This is a genomic window from Natronorubrum sediminis (genome assembly GCF_900108095.1).
In the GTDB taxonomy this organism is placed as follows: Archaea; Halobacteriota; Halobacteria; order Halobacteriales; family Natrialbaceae; genus Natronorubrum; species Natronorubrum sediminis.
In genome coordinates, this window is record NZ_FNWL01000002.1 from 312,028 (window position 1) to 335,738 (window position 23,711).

A 23,711-nucleotide genomic window follows, 5' to 3' on the forward strand; every position below is an offset into this window, starting at 1 on the left:
ACGTGTTCGTCCCGAAATTGAGGCGACTGTGGTTCGATGCTCGAGCAGCGAATTGAAAAGCCAAATTCACCCTCGCGCGCGCCCCGATAATTCAGATTCCGACGACCCATACTCGAGCGCTCTCGTCGAGTCCATACACACGCTGAAAGATCGCATCGAGACATTGTGCAATTCGATTCGGATCCGCCTTCGCGCTTACGTGGACGTTCACTCCCGTCGCATCTTCGGGACGTCGAATCTCGTCGATTTTGAACGCGGGAAACTCACCTAAGAGAGCTTTGAGTGCCTCGAGTTCCGAATCCGTACAATCGAGGTTGATCGTTCCGTCGCTGAACTGTATCCAGGGAAGGCCAAGTTCCGGATCGGGGCCCTCGAGTTCGGTGTCCGACACACCGCCCGATTCCTCGAGTGGTGTATCGGTGTCGGCGTCGGTCGACTCGAGGACCGACCTGTCGGCCTCGAGTGTCAGGAATTCGCTGCCTCGGTTTCGGTGTGCCGTGATGGCGTCGACGTACAGTTTTCGCCGTTCTGGTGGCTTGGACGCGTCGAATCGAGTCATACTTCATTCGATGTGCCCGTTTCTTTAAGCCTTTATGTGACGCCGGAGAACGGGTCCCTATGGCACAGCCACGAATGCTGATCCTGGGCGCACCAGGGGCAGGCAAGGGGACCCAGAGTGCAAAGATCACCGACGAATTCGACATCGACCACGTCACCACCGGTGATGCACTCCGTGCGAACAAGGAGATGGACATCTCCGACATGGATACCGAGTACGACACTCCACGAGAGTACATGGATCAAGGTGAACTGGTCCCCGACGCAGTCGTCAACGCGATCGTCGACGAGGCTCTCTCACAGGCTGACGGCTTCGTCCTCGACGGCTACCCACGAAATCTCGAGCAAGCCGACGAACTCGAGGACATGACCGATCTCGACCTCGCGCTCTATCTCGACGTGAGCGAGGAGGAACTCGTCCACCGACTGACGGGCCGGCGACTCGATCCCGAAACTGGCGATATCTACCACGTCGAGTACAACCCGCCTGAAGATCCGGAAGTTGAGGATCGACTCGAGCAACGCGAGGACGATACAGAGGAAACCGTCAAGGAACGGCTTCGTGTCTTCCGAGAGAACACCGAACCGGTGATCGAGCACTACGAAGACGAGGGCTCGCTCGAGCGCGTCGACGGCGAACAGGCTCCTGAAGACGTGTGGGAAGACGTGAAGAAGACGATCGAAGACGCAGCGTAACTCGAGCGGCTATTCTACGTTGATGTCGACTCGTTGCTCAGCCACGTTGAGGTAGGTGAGTTGTGGTGGGAGCATATCTGGATCAGGGTAGATAGAGAGTTCTTCGTTCTTGAGGTTGTCATCATATTCGAAATCGAGGCCTCCACCACCGCCTTGTATATAAACTGATGTGGCAACCAAAGAACCGTAAAAGTCTGGGTTTGAGTGGACACAAACTTGCTCTTCACAACCACTTGAGTGCTCCCACTCAGCATCCTCTTCATCATTGACTTTACCACCCCCAGCATAGATTACACCTTCATACCGAGGACTTCCACCCTGGTTAAACTCAATGCGAGAGTCTGATGAAACAACTGTTTGGATTACTGAGCCTGTGCCCTCTTTGTTCTCAGTACAATCCTTTCCGTCGGTAACACAGATTTTCCCGCTATCAATATCGAGGTCTCCTTCGAGGTAAATACTCAGGCTGTTTCCATCTTCATACTCACTAACTGTAATTATTTCATCAGTTCCTGCATAAATGGAATCATCGATTACGAGTGTTGCATTCCCCTCAGAAAGGTTGAAATCTAGATGTTCATCAGACATATCGTCAGTGTAATATGTTCCATCCTCTAATTTTGATACATCATCTTCTATATACTCTTCATCGAAAGGATCCAAAACCTCTTCATCATCCTTTGTCTGGTTGATATACCGATTAACCTCATCGTCTAATGGCGGATATATCGATCTTTCTGACTCAACATCGTCACCGCGATTACCTTCAATATCATCAGCAGCATGGACGGCTCCACTCTTGAACGCGTCAGATACCTGCCTAAACCCGTATTCTGCAGTCACCGTTCCTGTATCATCATCGTGAACCTCAACGTCTTGAACGGTTGATGCACCACCTTGGGACTCAAAGTAGTTCTCCCACCCACGGTAATACTCACTCGTCACCTCGACTGTCACCGAATCGTTTTCGACGACACTCACGTTGTGCATCGGGTTCGTTTCGTTGTGTACTGCCGTCACTTGACCCGAGGTCAGCTCGGCCTCGTTTTGGGTTTTAATGATAGGGAATGAAAGCGTCTCGGAATCATCGTCGTATTCGATTGGCGGAGCAGAGACTACCTGCGTCTCCTCACCTGTTTCACGGAATACACCACCTGCCTGATATGCGATCTTGGTGCCGTCATCGCCAGTGTATTCGATTGCTCCGATGTCGAGCGTTTCGTTCACGTAATTCCCATCACTTTCGTTCCCGTCACCACCTTCGATACGAAGCGTTCCAGCTTCGTTCATCACCACTGCCCCATGCTCTCCGACGTCCATGTCCATCGACTGTGGAATGTCATTACTTGAGGAGGCAGCCTCCATCTGTTGGCTCAATTCGACGAATCCAGACTCGACACGGTCATGCTCGGCATCTTGCTCGACACTCGAGATCGAGTCAGTCGCAACGAGAAAAAGTGCAGTGCTGCCGACTGCTACCATCCCAATCAGGAGGACGATACCAAGTACTGTGGATTGCCCCCGGAGGGATGATGGAAGTGATTGGTCCCCGGACTGAACAGTCATGATACACAGCTAGAAAACCAATACTATAGTAATATCGGTCGGACAAGTATTTCCAGACAGTTTATATTAGTTCACAGTGAGAATTTTTCTCCTCGTTTGTAGCGGAAAAAGTGGTGCGAAAACTCTTTATCGAATTTGGATCCAAGATCTACCGATAAAATAGTCGACCACTGGCCACTCGAGCACCGAAGATAAACACTTGTATACCGAACCTCCCCTAGCCACACATAGATGACGCGTACAGCGGAGAAAATCGACGCCCTCGTCCGGGAGGATTCCGCCATGACGGATGCACTCGAGTCCATCCGTGAGGCGGCCGATCAGAACGGTGGCGAGGTCGAGTGGGCCGACGTCCGCGACGATTTGACGAGCGGGCAATGGGGCCGACTGATCGAAAAAGGAGTGTTAGTTGACGGCGAAAATGGGTTCGAAATCTCCGATCGTGAGGCGTACGACGACGCCCTCGATGGTGATTCGTCCGCTAAAAGCTACGATACCGATATCGAGATCGAGGCCGAGGAATCACAGTGGTCCCAGTACGACAAGATGGCTGGTGTGGCCTCGCTATTGTTGATGTTCGGTTACTGGATCGAATCCGTCCGTGACACGGTCGGTGGAACGATCGACGCTGCACTCGGTCCACTCGACGCCGCGCTTCCGTTCTATGCGGTTATTCTCTCGGTTGCCCTCCTGACGGGACTGTACTCCACGCTGTTGCAGGCGAATCTCATGAACCCCGAAATCATGGGTAAGTACCAACAGCGCATGAAGGCGATGCAGGAGAAGCAAAAGGATGCCCGCGAGCGCAAGAAAGAGGCCGAAGAACGCGGAGCCAGCGAAGCCGAAATCGAGCGACTCGACGACGAACTCGATGCCGTTCGTGAAGAGCAAATGGAGGCGATGGCGGAGAACCTCGGCATGTTCAAAGAGCAACTCCGGCCGATGGTCTGGATCATGCTCTTTACCATTCCGTTGTTCCTCTGGATGTACTGGCGAATTCACGGTGTCGGCGTCGAGGGAACGATCATCATGCCTCTCGTCGGTGAGACGAGTTGGAACGCGGGCCTCCTCGGTCCGATGCCAGCCTGGATTGTCTGGTACTTCCTGTGCTCGATGGGCTTCTCGCAGTTACTGCGCAAGTCGCTCAATATCGACATGACGCCGTCGGGAACCTAACGAACGTCCCGTCCCGCCGGACGGTTCATTCTCACGAGATCACGCTGGATTATCAATCGTAATGTGGGTCTCAGATCGGTTTCGACCTGCTTGTGAGCGATTCAAAACCCATTTTACCCGCCACCGCGCAGTTTGGATATGTTACTGACCGTCTCCGGCCCGCCGGGAAGCGGGAAGAGTACCACTGCGGAACTGCTCGCCGATGCATTCGACCTCGATCACGTCAGTGGTGGCGATATTTTTAGAGAACTCGCCGACGAACGCGGCTATACGCCACTCGAGTTCAACAAACTCGCGGAGGAAAACGACCAGATCGATCGAGACCTGGATCGGCGACTTCGCGAAATTGCCGTCGAAGCGGACGGACTCGTGTTGGAATCCCGTCTTGCAGGTTGGCTCGCAGGCGAACAGGCTGATTTCCGGTTTTGGCTCGATGCGCCGCCACAGGTTCGGGGCGAACGAATCGCAGAACGCGAAGGGAAGGATCCCGAACGGGCGACTGAAGAGACGAAAGCGCGTGAGGCGAGCGAGGCCTCCCGATATCTAGAGTACTACGACATCAACATTCAGGATTTGACGATTTACGATCTCTCCGTGAATACGGCTCGCTGGGAACCCGACGCCGTACTCGACATGCTCGTCACGGCCGTTGGAGAGTACGACGAATCGGGTGACGAAGGACAGGCAGCGATTCAACTCGAGTACGAGTTTTGACCATGGCCGAGCATTCCCGTCTTCGTGGTCCACCCGACGACCGAACGCCGGTCGAGTTGCTCACCTTCGGTGTCGTCAACCTCGATAAGCCACCGGGACCATCCTCACACCAAGTCAGCGGTTGGTTACGCGACTCCGTCGACGAAACGCTTTCTGCATATGGTTCGGAGGACACACTCGAGCAAGCGGCCCACGCCGGGACGCTCGACCCCAAGGTTACTGGCTGTCTCCCACTGATGCTCGGCGATGCGACGCGTCTCGCGCAGGTCTTTCTCGAAGGGTCGAAGGAATACATCGCCGTCCTCGAGTGTCACGCCCCCGTCCCAGCAGACGTCGAATCAGTCGTCAGTGACTTCGAGGGACCGATCTATCAGAAGCCACCGCGCAAAAGTGCAGTCTCTCGTCGATTGCGCGTCCGCGAGATATACGACCTCGAGGTGCTCGAAACCGACGACCGGAAGGTGCTCTTGCGAATTCGGTGTGAGAGTGGCACGTACGTGCGCAAACTGTGTCACGACCTTGGATTAGCCCTCGGTACTGGCGGACACATGGGGCATCTTCGGCGGTCGGCCACGACGCCGTTCGACGATACCGACCTCCACAACACGTCTGAGTTCCTCGATGCGCTCACGTTCTGGCTCGAAGACGATGACGAGACCCTCCTTCGCGAGGTGGTCGACCCGGCCGAACGAATCCTCGAGGACCTTCCGTCGGTGACGATTGCCGAAAGTGCTGCCCAAGAAGTAGCGAACGGTGCGCCAGTGTACGAACCGGGCGTACTCGACGTGGACGACGGTATCGAGCAGGGGTCGCTCGTGGCCTGTTACACGCCGAACGGGAGTGCCGTCTGCCTCGGTACGTTCGCCAGGTCGGGCGATGCCGACCACGGTATCGCCGTGTCCCTCGAGCGTGTACTCGTGTAACTCGAGTATCGAAACGATATGCTTAAACAGCGGAGCGCCTTTCGTGAAACTGCGGGACCGTGGGGTAGTGGTATCCTCTGCGGATGGGGTCCGTAGGACCCGAGTTCAATTCTCGGCGGTCCCACTCGAAATTATTGGAGTACTCAACTCTTAGAGCCTCAGTCCGGCGAAACGCCTGTAGGTCCTATCCTCGCCTTTCCGATAATTCTATGTAGACGACAGGATACAGTCTCGGGGTGGTCTGCGTGACGACGGCCCCCTGACCGTCGACTGGCAGTGACTCGACGTGTCGTCACTGTGGGTCGTACGTCACCGACCAGTTCGGTCGCGTCTTCGGCGACGATCGTGACCGCGTTCACCGCTGTCGGCACTGTGATTCCTACCGCCGAATTCAACGTGGCTCTGCCGCTGGCATCGCGGTCGGCGTTCCAGATCCAGAGACGACACTGGGCCACCGCGGAGGTGAGACTGATGTGTAGCGAGTTCGTCCCGGCGAGCGAACTCTACCACGTCGAGAGTGAGACCCATCGCCCATCCAGCCACCAGGTGTCCAATGTCGACGTACGCCATGCGCTCGAGGCCGAAGGCGAACGCCAGTTACGGGCCGGCGACGGGACCGACTCGAGTGGACCTGAACGATCTAACTAAAGAAAGAGATGATCGGAGTACAATCAGATTAGGTCCTCACTCCGTTGCATCCACACGAGGAGCACTACGAGGCTCAAAATTCCGATAACGAGGAACTCGATCGCATCCGGTAGCCACGGGTTTTGGTTCGTTGCGAGTAAGCCGAGCCATGCGACGATTAGCGTCCCGACGCCAGTCGTCACTAGTGTGAGCAGCAGAAGATATGCTCTCTCCATCACGACTAGTCCGGTTTCCGTCTCGAAAAATCACCCGCTTGAACCAGCAGGTGAACGAGCGAGATGTCGGGCAGGTTGAGATGACACGACGAACGTTCAGTGCGGATACTGGCCACGAGGAAGGTGCGGAGCGTGCCTAAGGTTGAGACGACGGCCCACGAGAGTGGGGGCCGCTAGAAGTAACTCGACTGAGTCCGTAAACTCCAACGCGCTCTCATTGGTACTGGTCGAGCTACTGTAAACGGACTGTCGATATTGGTGGCGATTCCTCCTCTCATCAAACCAGTTAGGTGCCGGTCTCGTCGAAGTCGAACGAGGGCTCCGGTAACGGTTCGAACTCCGTTGCTCCACACGAAGTACATCCATCACGACTTCCGATAGGCTGGATCGTTCCGTTCGGGAACTCGAGAGCGGCGAACACAGATTCACACTCCACACACGTGGCCATCATGCGAGACGTTTCGTCGTCACCTCCCATCGACTCCGCCTCAGAATCAATCAGAGAAAAATTCGCTGTGAGGACGAGAGGAGCACACTGTCGAGTGTCACTGAAGTAGTAACAGAGAGCGGTCGGCAAACGTGAGCACTACCTCGAGGGAAGTACACGATGGGCCAACTCGATGACTCTACTGGGTACTGGGTGCGAACGCTGTGACGACACGGACGACAGGCACCGATACCGTGGTGTACGACCTCTTTCGAATCACTCGGTCGAATCGGTTGGTACCGATTCCGGTGAGCCGATAACGTCGAACGAGTCGCCCCCACAAGAACAGTGTGTTCCGGTTCCAATTGGCCGAATCGATCCGTCGCTCACAATTCGGACGGCAATGGCCCCGTTGCATCGACGGCAAATGGCGATCGATCGGCGACCTTTCACGGGCATGAACGGCCGTATTCCACACTATTATTTCAACCCTTCTACTCCAGAACGATAGCTGTGGGGAGAGAAATAGTGGTGTGAGACCAATTCAGCGCCTGCCACACCGCGACCGGCGGCTTTACGTGCAATCCATCCTGACGGTAAGACAATGACGGTCGTTCTCGCAGGGGTTGGTGCTGATAGTACGAATTTCGGTTCACTGGCACCGATATACGACGATGGCACCTTCGAGTACGTTCCAATCCCCGAGAAGACACCCGAGACGGACGAAACTGAAACGCTCGGATCTTGGGCGTTGCGGACGACAGACCGAACAGCTGTGGATCTGACGACACGGATCACCCCACAGCCTATCGGTGACGCAGACCGAACGGTTAGCGGTGACGCCCTCGAGTCCTGGCCGTTTCATCACGACCCGAACTTCGAGGCGCTAACGTACGGCGAACACCGAACGAGCGGCTACGTTTCCAGACTCCGGACGCTCGAGGCCGGCGACGTGGTAGGGTTTTACGCGGGGTTGCGCAAGCCCGATGGTGGGCGCGCACATCGGTACCTGATCGGTTACTTCACGGTCGAACGCGTCGACGTCGTGACGCCCGAGATGTCGGGCGAGACACGTGAGGAAATTCTCGGGAAGCACCCGGACAATGCCCATACCAAACGTGCTCGAGACGGAGAGTGCTATCTCGAGAAGCCAATCGTGCTCGTCGATGGCCGAGGGCCCGGCGGGTTGTTCGAGCGACATCCGATTCGCCTCTCCGAGTACTACGTGAAAGAAGGAAATGAACGTGCACAGTATTATCTACGCGATTCGGTCGCTTCAGCGTTGAACGTCACCGAAGGGGGTGAGAATATGATGTACAAGCCCGCATATCGGTGTGACCTGACGGCCGATGCGTTTTACGATCGTGTTGGGACACCCGGCTCGCGGAGTGCAACCGACGAACTGATCGACGGTTCGAACGATCCGATCGGCAAATCAGCCACAGAGCCGTCACGATGAGTTGACTGGAATGTCCTGATCGGTGCTGTCCGGTTCGATGGATTCGACCGTCGGACCCTGGACAATGACTTCACTCGAGTGGCCTTGCTAGGACGTCCCAATGAACGAGAAAACGACGACGGATCCAACAACGGTTTTCCGTACTGTGGGCCCTCATACCAGTCGTCGTCCACTACACCGGGGGACGATATCCGTACGATTGCTCGGCGTGTACTCGAACGGTCGGTTTCATGTAGTGATAGATCATATCTCGTGGTAGTGACCGACGATACGGACTCCCGTCACGATCGAATTCAGACACATCCGACGCCAGGAAGTGGCAACTCCCTCTCTGGATGGTGGCGCAATCGTAGTCCACTCCGTCTGGCGATATCGTACGCCGTCGTCTGGCTCGTCCGGATCTCCCCGAGTCTCACCCTCAAACGATGGCTGCTTCGCCGACTGGGGGTAACGGTCGGGCCGGGAGTTTCCTGGGGTCTCGAGGCCACGCCGGACGTCTTCTGGCCGGAACTGATCACGGTCGAAGCCGAGGCGATCGTCGGATACGACGCGACGATTCTCTGCCACGAGTTTCTTCAAGACGAGTATCGGACGGGTGAGGTCCACATCGGTGAGCGCGCGATGATCGGCGCGGGCGCGACAGTCCTCCCAGGCGTCGAAATCGGTGCTGATGCGCGCGTTGCAGCGAACTCGCTCGTGACTCGAGACGTGCCGCCGGAGACGACGGTGGCCGGGGTGCCAGCCGAGCCGATGGGATCATCGAGCCGTGACGACGAGTAAGACGTGTCGACGAGTGCAAACGAGAAATAACGGTCTACGGGAACGCCGAGACACTGGCGATCGCGTTCGATACGAACGTATCCGATCGAACGTGTGCGTACTGAGACTGAGATCGTCAGAATTGAAATCGGTGACTAAACGTCGCGTTCGTCTCCGAATTACAGCGACGACCAGGACTTGCGCGCTTCGTTCCAGGAGGTAATGTCTGCGATCCAGCGAGCGGCGATCATCTTTTTCAGGTTCTTTGCGGGAATGCCGCCGAAGGTATCGACGGGAAGCATCATGACGTCGTGGGCGACGGCCTTGTCGCCGACGGAGATGACGGTCCCTTTGTCTTTGAACTCCCACGTTTTGAGCGGGCGGTTCTCGATTGCACGGGAAATGTTCTCACCGACGACTTCCGCGGCCTGCCAGGCTGCTTGTGCGGTCGGCGGTGCTGGCTGGTCACCCTGATCGACGATGGCTGAGTCGCCAATCGCGAACACGCGTTCGTCGGAGGTCTGGAAGTTCGCTTCTGTGTTGACGCGGTTGTGTTCGTTCTCGAGGTCGACGTCGTCCATCGCGTCGCGGCCGGTGATTCCGCCGGTCCAGACGAGGACGTCGTGTTCGAGCGGTTCACCCTCGTCGAACTCGATGACGTCTTCGTTGGCTTCCGTGATCGGGTCGTCGGTATGGATCTGGACGCCAGCATCCTCTAAGAGGTCTCGAAGGGCCTGCTGGACTTCCGGATCGTTGCCCGGGAAGATTTCCTCGAGCGCTTCGACGAGATGGATGTCGATGGGCGCGCGATGGTTGTCGCGGAATTCGGCGATTTCGCCAGCAGTCTGGATACCCGAGAGTCCGGCACCGCCGATGACGACCTGTGCGGGGTCACCACGGGTCGCGTCCTGACTGGCGTCGCTGATGGCGTCGTGAATCTCGAGGGCGTCGTCGAGACTCTTGAGCGTCAGCGAGTGCTCGTCGAGGCCAGGGATTCCGTAGTAGGCAGTCTGCGTCCCGAGGCCGACCATGACGTAATCGTACTCGACGTCGTCACCGTCGGCGAGTTCGACGACTTGTTCGTCGACGTCGAGGCCGGTGACTTCGTCACGGATGAATCGCGTCGACGGGTCTGCGATGTCGTCGATCGGGAACGTGATGTCCGATCGGACGCTCGGGTCGCGGATGACGCGGTGAGATTCGTGCAATACGAGGTGGTAGTCGACGTCAGCGATCCAGGTTAGCTGCGCGCTTCCCCCGAGTTCCGATTGGAGCTTGTTGATCGCACCAGCACCGGCGTATCCGGCACCGAGCACGACGACGTTCTCAGTCATAGCTGACAGTCTGATACACTACGATACAAAGGTGTTGAAACGAATATAACAGTGATTGGTGTTACCAAGGAACAGTGGTTGGCGGTTTCTCACCAGATTCTGCGACCCGCGATGTCGAGAAGTGATGGCCGCTTCAGAGAATTCGGTTCCCGAACGCACTCGCAGTGAGTTCGGCCGCGAGTCTGGCCGTTTCGTTTCGCTCGTCCAGTATCGGGTTCACTTCCACGACGTCCATCGATCGAACGACTTCGTCGCGTTCGTGACGGGTGGCGACGGTCTCGAGTGCTGCGTGGGCTTCGCGATAGGTGACGCCGCCGCGAACCGGAGTGCCGACACCGGGGGCGGTTTTGGGATCGAGCCAATCCAGATCGAGACTGACGTGGACGCCGTCGGTCCCACTCGTCGCGACGTCGAGGGCATCTTCGACGACGGCCGTCATGCCGTACTCGTCGATGTCGGCCATCGTAAACGCCGTCATCTCGCTCTCGCGGACGAGTTCACGTTCGCGGTCGTCGATACTCCGAAGGCCGACGTAGGCGATCGATTCCTCGCGCACACGCGGTGCGTGCGCCCAGTCGACGTCGCCAAACGCTCCCCTGCCGAGCGTCGCGGCGAGTGGCATCCCGTGAACGTTTCCGCTGGGTGAGGTCGCGGGTGTATTCAAATCGGCGTGGGCGTCGAACCAGATCGCACCGAGGTCGGCGTCGCGGGCGGACCCACGCATCGAGCCGATGGCGACGGAGTGGTCGCCGCCGAGTACGAGCGGAAACTCGCCGCTCTCGAGCGTCGATTCGACGCGCTCGCCGAGGCGTGTACAGACGTCCTCGACTTCCCGGAGGAATTTCGCGTGTCCGTCCGCCGGTTGCTCCACGTCCGGGTCCCGCTCTTCGGCCCGCGGGATCGACAGGTCGCCATCGTCGATCGTCGTCACACCGGCGTCCTCGAGTCGATCGGCGAGCCCCGCGTATCTAATCGCAGACGGCCCCATATCGACGCCCCGCCGGTCGGCCCCGTAGTCCATCGGCGCGCCGAGTATTCTGACTGTTTCGCTCATACTCACTCGTACACGGTGGTCCCGTTTGATGGTAGCGGTCGAGATGGCGACAGATTTAGGGTTAGATGGGGCTAATTCGTGAGTACGATGATGCTGAGTGACGTGATGGAAGACTACCTCAAAGCGATCTACCAACTCCAGCGAGAGACCGACGACCGCATCAAGACGTCGGCGATCGCCGAGGAGTTAGACGTCACGTCGCCGACCGTCACCAGCATGCTCGACAAACTCGAGGAGCGCGGACTCGTCGACCGCGAAAAGTATCGCGGCGTCACGCTGACGGACGAAGGCGAAACGGTTGCACTCGAGGTCGTCCGTCACCACCGGTTGCTCGAGGCGTACCTCACCGAACACCTCGACTACGACTGGGCGGAAGTTCACGAGGAAGCCGACAGACTCGAGCACCACATTAGCGAAAACTTCGAGGCTCGGGTCGCCGACGCGCTGGACCAGCCGACGGTGGACCCACACGGGTCCCCGATTCCCAGCGCGGATCTCGAGCCACCAGAGCGCCCCTCCGGCGAATCGGTGATGGAATTTTCCGAAGGCGACGCCGTCGTCGTCGAAGAAGTCGCCGACCGGGACCCGGACGTCCTCTCGTATCTCGCCGAACACGGCGTCGAACCCGGCGTCGAACTCGAGATCGTCGAGGTTGCACCGTTCGGCATGGTAACGGCACAGTCGACCAATCGCGACGAGCCAGTTTCGCTGCCCGAGGCCGTCGCACATCACGTTCGCGTGTCACAGCCTGCCGGGATAGAGCAGTAACCCGACTGTTCCTCGGTCTCTGTCGATGTTCAGTAGTGCCAACTCGGCAGTACGCTCGAGGACCATCAATGGGCAAGTTATAAGTTTAGATGTGTCTAATCCTTTGTTGATGACCAATCTCGTCCACAGTCGAAGGGGTGTATCGGACCCGTGACGAATCGTTCGGTTCTCGATCTGCCACGGTGGGTGCAACTCGTCGGCCCAGTTGCCATTCTCGCGATCGTCTTCGGCGCACTCTATCTCACCTCACCGTTCGGTGATCTCTCTACCGTCGAGGAAGCGAGTACGCTCGAGATCCTCTGGATGCTGACCGTAATCGGGGCTATCGCCGGAATCATCCCCGTCGCAATCGGCATGCTCTGGTTTCCGTTCATCCGGGATCTCGATCCACGATACCTACACGCGTTTCTTGCGCTCGCAGCCGGTGTTCTCGCCTTCATCGCCGTCGAGATGACTGAAGACATGATCTTCGATTACGGCCTCGAGGTCGAGAGCGCAACGCTCGCCGGCAGTACGATCGACGGAACGATCCTCGCCGGAACGGCTGCAATCGTTGGGGTCGGCGGCACCTTCGTGGTCATGTACGCCGCAAGCGAGTGGCGTCAACGAAAGATGGCGTCGCCCCAGAAGAGCGGTCTCGAGATCGCCTACCTCGTTGCCCTGGCGCTTGGACTCCACAGTATCGGCGAAGGTCTCGGAATCGGCGTCGCCTACATACAGGGAGACGCGTCGCTGTTGATGCTCCTCGTGCTCGCGTTCATCATGCACAACGTGATGGAGGGGCCGACCATCGTCGCCGCAGTCGCACGCGAACGGGAAACGCCACCGCTTCGACACTTCGCTGCGATGGGCGTCATCGCCGGTGGCCCCGTTATTCTTGGCGGCTGGATCGGTAGCTTTGCGGAGTCGAATCTGCTCGCCGTCCTGTTCTTCGCCATCGCAATCGGCGCGATTTTGCAGGTGCTCCTCGAGGTTGCCGATCTCATTCGCTTCGACGCCGAGGCGGTCCTGACGCGAACGAACGCGGCCACGTTTTCGTTCGGCTTCATTGTCATGTTCTTACTCGAAGATGTGCTGACTGAAGTCCTTCTCGAGGGCTGGCTCGTCCCTGTCTAATTTTTTCAACTCGTACGTACGTGGATCCACCTGTATAGATCGAAACAAAACGCCTTACTATGGCCGGTTCAAACACAAGAATCTGAGCGTATCCGACCAACTCACCCGTCGGGTTTAAGGAAATCAATTACGAAGATCATAGTATGTCATCAATCGAACTCACCCCCAGCCAGAAAAAGATTCTCCGCGCATTGACAAATCTCCACAAAGAATCGGAAGCAGCGATCAAAGGCGAGGATATCGCCGAGCAAGTCGATCGGAATCCGGGGACCATTCGAAACCAGATGCAGAGTCTGAAAGCGCTCCAGCTTGTCGAAGGTGTACCGGGACCAAAAGGTGGCTACAAGCCGACTGCCTCGGCCTACGAGGCCCTCGAGATTCAACAGATGGACGACCCGGCGTCCGTCCCACTCGAGCACGAAGGCCAGTCGGTCGAAGACGTCATCGTCGAAGAGATCGATCTCTCGAGCGTTCATCATCCGGAACTCTGTCGTGCCGAGATACACATCCAGGGTGCGATGAGTGATATTTCCGAGGATGACGCTGTCATCGTCGGTCCGACGCCGCTCTCGAAACTCCGCATCGAGGGTCGCGTCGACGGCAAAGACGACACGAACAACATTCTCATCTTGCGCATCGAGGACATGGTTGCACCGGCCGAAGAGCCGGCCCACTGAGCCAAGCGACTCTCCGTTATACTTCTTGCAGCGGCGTCGTCTTCTTGCAGCGGCGTAATCTTCTTGCAGCGGCGTAATCTTCTTGTAGTGGCGTACTGGTCTCTCGAGTGTACCGAGTGCTGTCTCGGTGATTTGCTGTGACGTCTTGGAGTCGACTACTGCCAGTCGAGTGTTGGGTACCTGTGTAGCGATCCCGTACTCACTTTCAGTCGAGATAGGGAGCGACCAGAAAAAACGCGCTTCGATTAGTGTTCGTCGTCAGCGGCGACTGCGGCGGGGATGTCGTCGACGCTCGCGACGGCGTCGCCTTCGTCGACGTCCATGACGATCACACCCATCGTGTTTCGGCCGACTTCCGAAATTTCGTCGGCTCGAGTGCGGACGATCTGGCCGCGCTCGCTCATCAACACGAGGTGGTCGGCGTCGGAGACGGCTTTGACGGTCGTAACCGGGCCGTTTCGCTCGCCGGTTTTGATGTCGATCAGTCCCTTACCGTATCGCGATTGCGTGCGATACTCGGCGAGGCGGGTCCGTTTGCCGTAGCCGTTTCGAGTCACGGTCAACAGCGCCTGTCCGTCGTCCTCGTCGGTTGCAACGAGTCCTGCGACGGCGTCCTCGCCCTCAAGTTTGATACCGTTGACACCGCGTGCGGTTCGGCCCATCGCACGGGCTTCGGATTCGTCGAAGCGGATCGTCATGCCGCCTTCCGTCGCGATGACGAGATCCTGTGAACCGTCGGTGACCTCGACGTCGACGAGTTCGTCGTCGTCTTCTAAGTCGGCCGCGATGATCCCCGTCGAGCGAATGTTGTCGAACTCCTCGCCGGCCGTTCGCTTGACGTAGCCGTGGCGAGTCGCCATCGTGACGTACTCGTCGTCGCCGAAGGCGTCGGTGTCGACGATGGCCGTGATCTCCTCTCGCGGATCGAGGTCGAGGATGTTGACGGCCGATTTCCCGCGGGCAGTTCGGCCCATTTCGGGAATTTCGTAGGTCTTGAGCTGATAGACCTTCCCCTGATTCGTAAAGCACAGGAGGAAGTCGTGGGTGTTCGCCTGGAACACCGTCGTCACGCGGTCGTCTTCTTTGACGTCCGCGCCGATGATGCCTTTCCCGCCTCGACCCTGGGGGTCGAACTGGTCGATCGGCATCCGTTTGACGTAGTCGTCTTCGGTCATGACGACGAAGACCTCTTCTTCCGGGATGAGGTCCTCGTGCGTGACCGTTCCCGTGTCCTCGATGATCGAGGTCCGCCGGTCGTCGTCGTACTCGTCTTTGACCTCGCGAAGTTCGTCTTTGATAACCGTGAGCAGTTCGGACTCGCTCTCGAGGATCGAGGTCAGGCGTTCGATCTCGGCGGTCACGTCGTCGTACTCGTCTTCGATCTCGGCCGCTTCCATCGACGTGAGACTCCCCAGTTGCATCCGAACGATGTGTGCAGCCTGGTCTTCGGAGAAGTCGAACTCTGTCTGCAAGCCGGCTCTCGCAGCGTCGCGGTCCTCGGAGTTCTGGATGAGGTCGACGACATCGTCGACGTTCTCGAGTGCCTTCAGTCGGCCCTCGAGGATGTGTGCGCGGTCTTCGGCCTCGCCGAGGTCGTACTCACTGCGCCGACGAACGACGTTTCGTCGGTGGGTGATGTACTCTTCTAAGGTCTCTCTCAGCGAGAGGACCTGTGGTTGACCGTCGACCACCGAGAGGTTGATGACGCCGAAGGTCCGCTCGAGGTGGTTCTCGAGGAGTTGGTTTTTGACGACCTCGACGTTCGCGCCACGTTTGCACTCGACGACGACTCGGACGCCGTCGCGGTCGGATTCATCACGCAGGTCGGAGACGCCCTCGATCTTCCCTTCGGTAACGTCTTCGGCGATTCGTTCGACCAATCGAGCTTTGTTCGACTGGTAGGGAAGTTCGGTAATGACGATGCGTTCACGGCTGTTCTTCCACTCTTCGACCTCGAACTCGGCGCGAACGCGGATGCGCCCGCGGCCGGTCTTGTACGCCGAGTAGATGGCGTCGCGGCCGACGATGTTCGCACCGGTCGGGAAGTCTGGACCCTTGACGTGGTCCATCAGGTCCTCGACGGTCGCGTCGGGGTTGTCGATCAACTCGATCGTGGCGTCGATGACCTCGCCCAAGTTGTGTGGCGGAATGTTCGTCGACATGCCGACGGCGATCCCCGAGGAGCCGTTGACGAGGAGGTTCGGGAACGCTGCGGGCAGGACGTCGGGTTCCTGTAAGCGGTCGTCGTAGTTCGCCGAGAAGTCGACCGTGTCCTTTCCGATATCCTCGAGCAGTTCCTCGGAAACGGGGGCCATCCGAGCCTCCGTGTACCGGGGTGCTGCGGCCGGATCGCCGTCCATCGAGCCAAAGTTCCCCTGGCCGTCGACGAGCGGGTAGCGCATCGAGAAGTCCTGGGCCATGCGGACCAGTGTGTCGTAGATCGCGCTGTCGCCGTGGGGGTGGTAGTCACCCATCGTCTCCCCGACGATCGAGGAGGACTTGCGGTGACTCGAGCCGCTGGTGACGCCCATCTCGTGCATCGCGTAGAGGATGCGTCGGTGGACTGGTTTCAACCCGTCCCGAACGTCCGGGAGGGCTCGACCCGCGATAACGGACATCGCGTAGTCGATGTAGCTCTGTTCCATCTCGTCTTCGATGCGGACGTTTTCGACCGCCCGCGCCTCGATATCAGTCGGATCGGGTACGTCTGAACTCATGTAATCAACTCAATACGCTTAGATGTCGATCCACTCGGCTTCCGGCGCGTTGTCCTTGATGAACTGCTTTCGTGGCTCGACGGCGTCGCCCATCAACACCGAGAACATCTTGTCGGCTGCAGCCGCGTCCTCGACGGTGATCTGCTTGAGAATCCGGTTATCGGGATTCATCGTCGTCTCCCAGAGCTGTTCGGGGTTCATCTCGCCCAGTCCCTTGAACCGCTGGACCTGGGTCGGATTGCCGTCGCACTTCTCTTCGACGATTTCGTCACGTTCGGCGTCGGTCATCGCATCGTAGGTCTCACCACGATAGCGAATCCGATACAGCGGCGGCTGGGTCGCGTAGACGTAGCCACCCTCGAGCAGCGGACGCATGTGCCGGTAGAAGAACGTCAGCATCAGCGTCCGGATGTGCGCCCCGTCGACGTCGGCGTCCGTCGCCATGATGATCTTCTTGTAGCGCACGTCTTCGACGTCGAACTCGTCGCCGATCCCCGCGCCGATTGCGGTGATCATGTTCCGTATCTCGTCGTTCTCGAGAATGCGATCGAGACGGTGTTTCTCGACGTTCAGGATCTTCCCCTTGATGGGGAGCACCGCCTGAAACTCCGGATTTCGAGCCTGCTTCGCGCTGCCGCCTGCGGAGTCACCCTCCGCGATGAACAGTTCTGCTTTCTCCGGGTCTTTGGTCTGGCAGTCGGCCAGCTTTCCGGGGAGCGAGGTGGACTCGAGGGCGGATTTCCGGCGCGTCAACTCTTCGGCTTTCTGAGCCGCTTTCCGGGCTTTCGCGGCCTCGACGGCCTTCATCACGATGGCCTGTGCGGTGTCTGGGTGTTCCTCGAAGTACGTTCCCAGCCCCTCGTGCATCGCGCTCTCGACGATGCCACGAACTTCCGAGTTACCGAGTTTGGTCTTCGTCTGGCCTTCGAACTGCGGGTCTGGATGTTTGATCGAGATGACCGCAGTGAGTCCTTCGCGGATATCTTCACCCTTGAGGTTCTCCTCCAGGTCGGAGAGCAAGTCGTTGTCCTGTGCGTAGTCGTTTATGGTCCGCGTGAGGGCTGTTTTGAAGCCGGTGAGGTGAGTGCCGCCTTCGCGCGTGTTGATGTTGTTCGCAAAGGCGTGGATCGAGCCCTGCAGTTCCTCGGTGGCCTGCATCGCGACTTCGATCTGAATGTTCTGTTCTTCGTCTTCGAAGTAGATGATGTCCTCGTGCATCGCCGAGCGCGTCTCGTTGAGGTAGGTGACGAACTCGCGGATGCCGCCCTCGTACTCGTAGGTCTCTTCGACGATTCCCTCGCCCTCTCCGGCCGCTTCGCGCTCGTCGCGCAGCGTGATCCGCACGTCGGAGTTGAGGAAGGCGAGTTCTCGAAGCCGATTCGAGAGCGTCGAGAACGAGAAGCCATCCGATTCGAAGATTCCGGTGTCGGGCCAGAACCGAACCTGTGTCCCGGTCTCTTCGTCTGCGTCCATGTCTCGAACGCGCTCCATGTCGCCGACGGGTTCACCGCCTTCGAAGGCGTGCTCGAAGACGCTCCCGTTGCGTTTAACCTGGGCCTCGAGGCGCTCGGAGAGCGCGTTGACGACGCTCACGCCGACACCGTGGAGGCCGCCGGAGACCTGGTAGGACTTGTTGTCGAACTTCCCGCCTGCGTGGAGGACGGTCAGAATCACCTCGAGAGCGGGGCGATCGTACTCTTCGTGCGTATCGACGGGGATACCACGGCCGTCGTCTGCGACGCTCACCGAGTCATCCTCGTGGATGGTGACGGTGATGTCGTCGCAGTGGCCGGCCAGTGCCTCGTCGATCGAATTGTCCACCACTTCGTAGACGAGATGGTGGAGTCCTCGAGAATCGGTAGAGCCGATGTACATCGCTGGCCGTTTTCTGACGGCTTCCAGGCCTTCTAGGACCTGAATTTGACCAGCGCCGTACTCGCTTTCCTGGGACATGTAAAACCTGCTTTCTGGTAGTGTTCGGGCACTAATAAAAGTCACGTACGCGCGCGGGCGAGCAGGGGGCAATGTGTGATTACGTTTTAAGAGGTCTACCGCCCCCGCAGTCGCGGACGCAACCCGTTCATCGAATACGACAGGTAATGGGTCGTTGGAGACCGAAAGACCGGGCGTACTCGGCCCCGAGCGTTAGAACCCGATCGCCTGTCCATCCCGTCGCGGATCGGAGCCGCCGATCAACGTCCCATCCGAATCGCGGTAGATGAACTGTGCGCCACCGAAGTGATTCGCATCCGGTTCGAAGTACTCCGACTCGAGGACGATTTCGTGGCCTCGCTCGCGCAAAGAGTCGATGGTCTCCTCGGGCAGTCGCGTCGTCTCGAGGGCGACCTCGTGGCCCTCCTCGAATCTGAATCGGGGAACGTCGATCGCTGCCTGGGGGTTCAACCCGGACTCGAACGTGTTAGCCAGCAATTGGAGGTGTCCCTGTGGCATCATCGACCCACCCATCACGCCGAACGAAGCGCGGAACTCGCCGTTGTGGGCGAGCATGCCGGGGATGAGCGTGTGGAACGGACGTTTTCTCGGTTCGATCGCGTTCGGATCCGCTGGATCGAGACTGAATTCTGTCGCGTGGTTTTGGAGCGTGAAGCCACCGACGACGAGACCGCTTCCGAAGGGCTTGAAGCCACTGGTGAGCATCGAGACGGCGTTTCCGTTCCGGTCGACGACGGTGAGATAGACCGTATTCGAATTCGGTGTGTCGCCGGCCTCGGGGTCGTACTCCCCGACCGACTCGCCGATCTCTGTTGCACGCTCGCGAGCGTACGCTTCATCGAGTTTCGACTCGAGTGGAACGTCTGCGTCGAGTGGGTCTCCGAGGTACTCCTCGGCGTCCGTGAAGGCGATTTTGATCGCTTCGATCAGTTTATGGAGTCGTTCTGGATCGGTCGGTTCGTCGGGCAACTCGAGGTGCTCGACGATGTTCAACGCCTCGAGTGCGACTACTCCGATCGTGTTAGGTGGGTGTTCGAGTACCTCGTACCCCTGGTATTCCGTGCTGATCGGGTCGTTCCAGTTGCTCTCGAACGCCTCCAGGTCCTCGAGTTCGAGTAACCCATCGTGTTCTTGCACGCGATTGACGATCTGTTGTCCTAACTGCCCCCCGTACACCGTCTCGATGCCCTCGTTTGCGATTCGCTCGAGCGATTCCGCGAACGCACGATTGGTGAAGACGGACTCGGGAGCCGGCGTCTCGCCGTTCTCGAGGTAGGTCTCTCGAAACGACTCGAACGCTGCAACGCGCGGTGCAGCGGCTTCCCACTGAGTCGCGATGTACTCGCTGATCGGGACGCCGTCTCTGGCGTGTTGAATCGCTGGCTGAAGCACGTCGGCGAACGGGAGGTCTCCGTAGCGATCCGACAGCCGGTAGAGCCCGTCGACGACACCGGGGACCGTTACAGATAGTGGTCCTTCGGACGGAATACTCGGGGACGCGTCCCCGTCCGTCTCGTCGATTTTCTCGCGATAGGTTTCGACGTCGGCGGCGGCCGGTGCGTACCCCGTTCCGTTGAGCGCCTTGTACTCGCCGTCGAAGTGCGTGAGCGCGACGATATCGCCGCCGAGCGTGGTCATGTGTGGTTCGACGAACGCGAGTTCGGCCGCGACGGCGACGGCCGCATCGGCCGCGTTTCCACCGTTCTGAAGGACGCGAACCCCCGTCTCTGCCGCCAGTGGATGGCTCGTCGCGACCATTCCGTTTCGGGCCATGACGGCCGAGCGACGGCCGATGAACTGCCATGGATACTCGAACTCGCCCGTCGAAGACGGACTATACTCGTTGCGTTCGGCGGCCCCGATACCACTCCCACCCGGTGCGTTGGCCCCGATAACACCGGTCACTGCCGTTTCAGAACCGAATCGCTCGAGGAACGTCCGTCTGTTCGTCACACCGTCGATACCTGAAGCACTGACTAAACGGTTATTGGCGATCGCTCTGTCCGTCTGCGGTGCCTGACAGTCTGGTAAAGGAAACGAAACTCGGCGACGAAAACGACTGCTGAACAGTCTCTCTTGTTGTGATTGGCCTGCTAATCAGAAGAGTCACAACCCCCGCCACGAGCGTCTCACCAACGCCCGCAGATGCTTGGATTTCCGTTCGAACTCACCCTCGTCTTGTTGCTCGTCTCGATCGCCTTCTTCGCCGGCATCGGAATCACAACGATCGGTCCCGGTGGCATCTTCGTCACCATCGCCCTCTACTCGCTAACACCGCTCGCCTCGGGCGAGGTCGCGGGGACCGCCCACGCGACGTTCGTCGTCACCGGTCTCGTCGGTAGCGTCGCCTACCTCTACTCCGGCGAGATGGACACCGGCGAGAGTCGCGCGATCGCCGTTATTTTGAGCGCCTCGAGTATCGTCGGTGCCCTCGCCGGGGCGTACATCAACTCGTTCGTGCCGCGAACCGTGTTCGGAATCTTGCTCGGAGCCGTGTCGATGGCCGTCGGCGCTATTATCCTCTATCGAGAGCGACGAGGCTTCACCCCGCTGTACGACCTCGACGCGCTCGAGCGACAGGGGCAACTCGCGCTCGCGGGTCTCGGCGTGTTTCTTGGCGTCTGTAGCGGCCTCTTGGGAATTGGTGGGCCCGTGTTGGCCGTCCCGGCCCTGGTGTTGATCGGCGTCCCCATGTTACTCGCCGTCGCCGTCGCGCAGGTCCAGTCGATCTTTATCGCGGCGTTTGCCACCGCAGGGTACGCCTTGCAGGGAGAGGTCATCTTACCACTTGCCGTCGCCATCGGCTCTCCGCTGCTCCTCGGTGTCATCATGGGGTGGAAGATCGCCTATATGATCGAGCCGGAACGCCTCAAGCTCATCCTCGGGGTCGTCCTCCTCGGCGTCGGTCCGTACCTCGCGCTGTAGCTCGCGTGTCGACGAGTACGTCGACGTGGAATGGTCGGCCAGCCAGTCCGGCCGAGCGTCGGCACCATCGTGCCAGACACTGAAGTCACTCGCTATCGATTCTCCGTTCGACTACCGGTTATGTCCCCCCGGATCCTCATCCCGTTCGACGACTCCGAACCCGCACGCGAGGCCCTCGAGTACGCCGTCGACCTCTTTCCCGATGGCGAGTTCGTCGCGTTGACCGTCGTCGACGTGACGACGATGCCGTTCATCCCGAACAGTGCAACCGACGCGCAAGCCCGTGACAGACTCGAGGAACTCTTCGGAGAATCGGACGAATCCACCTCCGTCGACGAACACCTACAAACCGCCGAATCGCTCGCGAACGAATTGGGCGTAGACCTCGAGACGCGAATGCGACTCGGATCGCCGGCCCAAGAAATAGTCGAGTTCGCCGAGACCGAATCGATCGACCACGTGGTGATCGGAAGTCGCGGGCGCTCCGGTATGCGACGCGTCGTTCTCGGGAGTGTCGCCGAAGTCGTCGTCCGACATTCCCCAGTGCCGGTGACAGTCGTTCGCTAATCGGGACTGCTCTCCTGCGTTACTTTCCTAGCGTATCAGTTACTACCTCCATTCAGCCCCAGTGGAGTTCAACAATCGAGATTGTAGGGACAATCGCCAAAATTCACTTACCACCAGTGCTGGTAGCCACACCCGAATGCTTCCAGTTGTCGCGCTTGTGCTCGCGTTCGTCGCACTCGTGATCGTGCTCGAGGTCGTCTCGTACGCCTCACTCAAACGGATCCCCGCCGTTGCGACGGAAGAGTTTCCGGAGATCGATCGAACGCTGCTGGACAAATTCAGCAGCTACGATCCGGAGTTAGGGTGGTCTCCACAGCCAAACCGCGAAAAGCAAAAAGACACGGGTGATCACCTCCCTGGCGAAGAAGTTCGCAGCGTCGTCACGTACTCGACCGACGAGTACGGAAGCCGAGTGTGCGTCCCGAAAGACCGGGACGAAGACGCCGACCTCACCGTTTCCACGTACGGGGATTCGTACTGTTTCTGCCGGGAGGTCGACGACGACGAGACGTTTCAACACTATCTCTCGACGGACCTCGACACCCACGTTTCGAACTACGGCGGCGGCAACTACGGTCTCGATCAGGCGCTGATGCGGCTCAAACGCCAGTACCCCGACGAAGAGACCGACTACGTGTTCATGGTCGTCACCGCTGCATCGATCGCCAGAATCCTCTCCGTCTGGAAACACTACCAGGAGTTCGGCAACATCCTCGCGGTCAAGCCCCGATACGTCCTCGAGAACGGCACGCTCGAGCGCGTCGAGAACCCCGTTCAGGAGAAAGAGGAACTGCTCGACCTGCCGGCCAAAGCTGACGTCTTGCGGGAGTACGACTTTCACTACGACCACTGGTTCAAACCCCACTACGCGACGTTTCCGTACACGTCGGACTTCCTCGACAAGCCGGAGTACCTTCGGTACGCCCTCTACACGGGAGGGAAGGAACTCGAGCGCCGCGCCGGGCGGTCGGTTCCGGGTGTCGACTTCGATCAGGCGCAAACGCAGTCAGCGCTGCGAATGGAACGCCCTCGCGTCCACTATCACGAACGACTGTTCGAGACGCACGAGCAACTCTTCGACGCGCTCATCGAGGAGTTCGTCGACTACGCGGACGAACAGGAGTTCACGCCGGTGTTCGTGATGGTTCAACAGCTTCGATACGCGACGTACGAGTCCGAACACGGAGCGATATACGGCGACTTGATGGACCGACTGGACGACTCCTACGACGCCCTCGAGACGATCGACATGGCTCGACACTTAGACCCGGACGACGGCGTCGAGTCGCTGTACGTCGAACGCGGAGAGGGAGGTCACTACAGTCCGGAGACGAATCAACAGATCGCAGACGTGCTGGCTTCGGTGATCGACGAAGAGCCCTAATGGAGCGATTCATCGTCGAACGTACGTTGAACGTGGTGTAATAGGGATTTACAAACTCGAAGTCAAACAGTACGG

20 protein-coding genes, 1 tRNA gene and 1 pseudogene are annotated in these 23,711 nt (G+C 58.7%); 15 read left to right on the plus strand and 7 right to left on the minus strand.

Annotated features, from left to right (window positions below; all coding sequences use genetic code 11):
• Positions 1 to 91 precede the first annotated feature (91 nt).
• A complete protein-coding gene (locus BLW62_RS08850) occupies positions 92 to 559 on the minus strand; it encodes a DUF7975 family protein (RefSeq protein ID WP_090506729.1) in 468 nt (155 codons plus the stop codon).
• Between the two features lie 59 nt (positions 560 to 618).
• On the opposite strand from BLW62_RS08850, the gene BLW62_RS08855 reads away from it, so the two are divergent.
• Positions 619 to 1,254 (plus strand): adenylate kinase, encoded by a 636-nt coding sequence (locus BLW62_RS08855; protein ID WP_090506730.1) that lies wholly within the window; start codon positions 619 to 621, stop codon positions 1,252 to 1,254.
• Between the two features lie 9 nt (positions 1,255 to 1,263).
• On the opposite strand, the gene BLW62_RS08860 is transcribed toward BLW62_RS08855, so the two are convergent.
• Positions 1,264 to 2,820 carry a DUF7289 family protein gene (locus tag BLW62_RS08860; RefSeq protein ID WP_090506731.1) on the minus strand — a complete coding sequence of 519 codons (1,557 nt, stop codon included), beginning with the start codon at positions 2,818 to 2,820 and terminating at the stop codon, positions 1,264 to 1,266.
• 231 nt (positions 2,821 to 3,051) lie between these two features.
• Between BLW62_RS08860 and BLW62_RS08865 the strand changes: the two genes are divergently transcribed.
• The 8 genes and pseudogenes from BLW62_RS08865 (at position 3,052) to BLW62_RS08910 (ending at position 9,162) form a co-directional block, all read left to right on the plus strand.
• Positions 3,052 to 3,996 carry a DUF106 domain-containing protein gene (locus tag BLW62_RS08865; protein WP_090506732.1) on the plus strand — a complete coding sequence of 315 codons (945 nt, stop codon included), beginning with the start codon at positions 3,052 to 3,054 and terminating at the stop codon, positions 3,994 to 3,996.
• Between the two features lie 138 nt (positions 3,997 to 4,134).
• Positions 4,135 to 4,710, plus strand: a complete 576-nt coding sequence (gene cmk / locus BLW62_RS08870) for a (d)CMP kinase (RefSeq protein ID WP_090506733.1) — start codon at positions 4,135 to 4,137, stop codon at positions 4,708 to 4,710.
• Positions 4,711 to 4,712: 2 nt separating this feature from the next.
• On the plus strand, positions 4,713 to 5,633 hold the full coding sequence (locus BLW62_RS08875) for an RNA-guided pseudouridylation complex pseudouridine synthase subunit Cbf5 (protein WP_090506734.1): 921 nt from the start codon (positions 4,713 to 4,715) through the stop codon (positions 5,631 to 5,633).
• A 53-nt stretch (positions 5,634 to 5,686) separates the two neighbouring features.
• Positions 5,687 to 5,757: transfer RNA gene (locus tag BLW62_RS08880), tRNA-Pro, on the plus strand.
• Between the two features lie 112 nt (positions 5,758 to 5,869).
• A pseudogene (locus BLW62_RS18975) lies at positions 5,870 to 6,112 on the plus strand (DUF7563 family protein).
• Complete coding sequence (locus BLW62_RS18665) at positions 6,105 to 6,281, plus strand: hypothetical protein (protein ID WP_175459721.1); 177 nt, start codon at positions 6,105 to 6,107, stop codon at positions 6,279 to 6,281. The pseudogene BLW62_RS18975 and the gene BLW62_RS18665 overlap by 8 nt, the downstream one beginning before the upstream one ends.
• A gap of 1,246 nt (positions 6,282 to 7,527) precedes the next feature.
• Positions 7,528 to 8,382, plus strand: a complete 855-nt coding sequence (locus BLW62_RS08905) for an Nmad3 family putative nucleotide modification protein (protein WP_090506738.1) — start codon at positions 7,528 to 7,530, stop codon at positions 8,380 to 8,382.
• A gap of 258 nt (positions 8,383 to 8,640) precedes the next feature.
• Positions 8,641 to 9,162 (plus strand): acyltransferase, encoded by a 522-nt coding sequence (locus tag BLW62_RS08910; RefSeq protein ID WP_090507550.1) that lies wholly within the window; start codon positions 8,641 to 8,643, stop codon positions 9,160 to 9,162.
• Positions 9,163 to 9,320: 158 nt separating this feature from the next.
• Here the strand turns inward: BLW62_RS08910 and BLW62_RS08915 are convergent, their stop codons facing one another.
• Together BLW62_RS08915 and rocF are read right to left on the minus strand one after the other, a co-directional pair.
• On the minus strand, positions 9,321 to 10,475 hold the full coding sequence (locus tag BLW62_RS08915; RefSeq protein WP_090506739.1) for an NAD(P)/FAD-dependent oxidoreductase: 1,155 nt from the start codon (positions 10,473 to 10,475) through the stop codon (positions 9,321 to 9,323).
• Positions 10,476 to 10,608: 133 nt separating this feature from the next.
• Positions 10,609 to 11,529: an arginase gene (gene rocF, locus BLW62_RS08920; protein WP_090506740.1), complete on the minus strand. Its 921-nt coding sequence runs from the start codon at positions 11,527 to 11,529 to the stop codon at positions 10,609 to 10,611.
• An 87-nt stretch (positions 11,530 to 11,616) separates the two neighbouring features.
• Between rocF and BLW62_RS08925 the strand changes: the two genes are divergently transcribed.
• The 3 genes from BLW62_RS08925 to BLW62_RS08935 all read left to right on the plus strand — a co-directional run bounded on the left by BLW62_RS08925 (position 11,617) and on the right by BLW62_RS08935 (position 14,090).
• Positions 11,617 to 12,297 carry a metal-dependent transcriptional regulator gene (locus tag BLW62_RS08925; protein ID WP_090506741.1) on the plus strand — a complete coding sequence of 227 codons (681 nt, stop codon included), beginning with the start codon at positions 11,617 to 11,619 and terminating at the stop codon, positions 12,295 to 12,297.
• A 150-nt stretch (positions 12,298 to 12,447) separates the two neighbouring features.
• Positions 12,448 to 13,413: a ZIP family metal transporter gene (locus tag BLW62_RS08930; RefSeq protein WP_090506742.1), complete on the plus strand. Its 966-nt coding sequence runs from the start codon at positions 12,448 to 12,450 to the stop codon at positions 13,411 to 13,413.
• A 143-nt stretch (positions 13,414 to 13,556) separates the two neighbouring features.
• Positions 13,557 to 14,090 (plus strand): Rrf2 family transcriptional regulator, encoded by a 534-nt coding sequence (locus BLW62_RS08935; RefSeq protein ID WP_090506743.1) that lies wholly within the window; start codon positions 13,557 to 13,559, stop codon positions 14,088 to 14,090.
• 245 nt (positions 14,091 to 14,335) lie between these two features.
• On the opposite strand, the gene gyrA is transcribed toward BLW62_RS08935, so the two are convergent.
• From gyrA to ggt, 3 genes are all read right to left on the minus strand, one after another.
• Complete coding sequence (gyrA, locus tag BLW62_RS08940; RefSeq protein WP_090506744.1) at positions 14,336 to 16,807, minus strand: DNA gyrase subunit A; 2,472 nt, start codon at positions 16,805 to 16,807, stop codon at positions 14,336 to 14,338.
• An 18-nt stretch (positions 16,808 to 16,825) separates the two neighbouring features.
• On the minus strand, positions 16,826 to 18,760 hold the full coding sequence (gene gyrB, locus BLW62_RS08945) for a DNA topoisomerase (ATP-hydrolyzing) subunit B (RefSeq protein ID WP_090506745.1): 1,935 nt from the start codon (positions 18,758 to 18,760) through the stop codon (positions 16,826 to 16,828).
• 192 nt (positions 18,761 to 18,952) lie between these two features.
• Complete coding sequence (gene ggt, locus BLW62_RS08950; protein WP_175459722.1) at positions 18,953 to 20,713, minus strand: gamma-glutamyltransferase; 1,761 nt, start codon at positions 20,711 to 20,713, stop codon at positions 18,953 to 18,955.
• A 192-nt stretch (positions 20,714 to 20,905) separates the two neighbouring features.
• Here ggt and BLW62_RS08955 point away from each other — a divergent pair, with 192 nt between their 5' ends.
• The 3 genes from BLW62_RS08955 to BLW62_RS08965 all read left to right on the plus strand — a co-directional run bounded on the left by BLW62_RS08955 (position 20,906) and on the right by BLW62_RS08965 (position 23,636).
• Positions 20,906 to 21,685 (plus strand): sulfite exporter TauE/SafE family protein, encoded by a 780-nt coding sequence (locus BLW62_RS08955; protein ID WP_090506746.1) that lies wholly within the window; start codon positions 20,906 to 20,908, stop codon positions 21,683 to 21,685.
• 120 nt (positions 21,686 to 21,805) lie between these two features.
• Positions 21,806 to 22,252 carry a universal stress protein gene (locus BLW62_RS08960; protein ID WP_090507552.1) on the plus strand — a complete coding sequence of 149 codons (447 nt, stop codon included), beginning with the start codon at positions 21,806 to 21,808 and terminating at the stop codon, positions 22,250 to 22,252.
• Positions 22,253 to 22,388: 136 nt separating this feature from the next.
• Positions 22,389 to 23,636, plus strand: a complete 1,248-nt coding sequence (locus BLW62_RS08965; protein WP_090506747.1) for a hypothetical protein — start codon at positions 22,389 to 22,391, stop codon at positions 23,634 to 23,636.
• Positions 23,637 to 23,711 lie beyond the last annotated feature (75 nt).

What these genes read in the sequence shown, in the direction of transcription:
- BLW62_RS08850 (WP_090506729.1), bottom strand. Translation starts at nt 559, where the DNA reads ATGACTCGATTCGACGCGTCCAAGCCACCAGAACGGCGAAAACTGTAC.
- BLW62_RS08855 (WP_090506730.1), top strand. Translation starts at nt 619, where the DNA reads ATGGCACAGCCACGAATGCTGATCCTGGGCGCACCAGGGGCAGGCAAG.
- BLW62_RS08860 (WP_090506731.1), bottom strand. Translation starts at nt 2,820, where the DNA reads ATGACTGTTCAGTCCGGGGACCAATCACTTCCATCATCCCTCCGGGGG.
- BLW62_RS08865 (WP_090506732.1), top strand. Translation starts at nt 3,052, where the DNA reads ATGACGCGTACAGCGGAGAAAATCGACGCCCTCGTCCGGGAGGATTCC.
- cmk (WP_090506733.1), top strand. Translation starts at nt 4,135, where the DNA reads ATGTTACTGACCGTCTCCGGCCCGCCGGGAAGCGGGAAGAGTACCACT.
- BLW62_RS08875 (WP_090506734.1), top strand. Translation starts at nt 4,713, where the DNA reads ATGGCCGAGCATTCCCGTCTTCGTGGTCCACCCGACGACCGAACGCCG.
- BLW62_RS18665 (WP_175459721.1), top strand. Translation starts at nt 6,105, where the DNA reads ATGTGTAGCGAGTTCGTCCCGGCGAGCGAACTCTACCACGTCGAGAGT.
- BLW62_RS08905 (WP_090506738.1), top strand. Translation starts at nt 7,528, where the DNA reads ATGACGGTCGTTCTCGCAGGGGTTGGTGCTGATAGTACGAATTTCGGT.
- BLW62_RS08915 (WP_090506739.1), bottom strand. Translation starts at nt 10,475, where the DNA reads ATGACTGAGAACGTCGTCGTGCTCGGTGCCGGATACGCCGGTGCTGGT.
- rocF (WP_090506740.1), bottom strand. Translation starts at nt 11,529, where the DNA reads ATGAGCGAAACAGTCAGAATACTCGGCGCGCCGATGGACTACGGGGCC.
- BLW62_RS08925 (WP_090506741.1), top strand. Translation starts at nt 11,617, where the DNA reads ATGATGCTGAGTGACGTGATGGAAGACTACCTCAAAGCGATCTACCAA.
- BLW62_RS08935 (WP_090506743.1), top strand. Translation starts at nt 13,557, where the DNA reads ATGTCATCAATCGAACTCACCCCCAGCCAGAAAAAGATTCTCCGCGCA.
- gyrA (WP_090506744.1), bottom strand. Translation starts at nt 16,807, where the DNA reads ATGAGTTCAGACGTACCCGATCCGACTGATATCGAGGCGCGGGCGGTC.
- gyrB (WP_090506745.1), bottom strand. Translation starts at nt 18,760, where the DNA reads ATGTCCCAGGAAAGCGAGTACGGCGCTGGTCAAATTCAGGTCCTAGAA.
- BLW62_RS08955 (WP_090506746.1), top strand. Translation starts at nt 20,906, where the DNA reads ATGCTTGGATTTCCGTTCGAACTCACCCTCGTCTTGTTGCTCGTCTCG.
- BLW62_RS08960 (WP_090507552.1), top strand. Translation starts at nt 21,806, where the DNA reads ATGTCCCCCCGGATCCTCATCCCGTTCGACGACTCCGAACCCGCACGC.
- BLW62_RS08965 (WP_090506747.1), top strand. Translation starts at nt 22,389, where the DNA reads ATGCTTCCAGTTGTCGCGCTTGTGCTCGCGTTCGTCGCACTCGTGATC.